The sequence below is a fragment of the Pseudoalteromonas sp. S1608 genome, from assembly GCF_005887265.1.
GTDB lineage: Bacteria > Pseudomonadota > Gammaproteobacteria > Enterobacterales > Alteromonadaceae > Pseudoalteromonas > Pseudoalteromonas undina.
Window position 1 is genome coordinate 1 of the sequence record NZ_PNDK01000076.1, and the last position, 247, is coordinate 247.

The window sequence follows — 247 nt, forward strand, 5'->3', positions numbered from 1 at the left end:
TACTTGAGCGTGAACGGCTAGCTAAGCCAGGTATTTTGGATTACGCCCTTGAAGCAAAACAAGGCAGTATGTTTAACACTCCACCTACATTTGCATGGTATTTAGAAGCTGAAGTATTTGAATGGCTTGAGCATCATGGCGGTGGAAAAGCCATGGAAACACATAATACTGCCAAAGCTCAGCGGCTCTATGACTTTAGCGATGAGTCTGATTTTTACAACAACAAGGTAGCAATACATTGTCGTTC

1 protein-coding gene is annotated in these 247 nt (G+C 42.5%); it reads left to right on the top strand.

Features of this window, described 5'->3' with window-relative positions; genetic code table 11:
- A partial coding sequence (locus CWB75_RS18735) for an aminotransferase class V-fold PLP-dependent enzyme (protein WP_138571427.1) occupies positions 1-247 on the top strand: 247 nt, incomplete at both ends.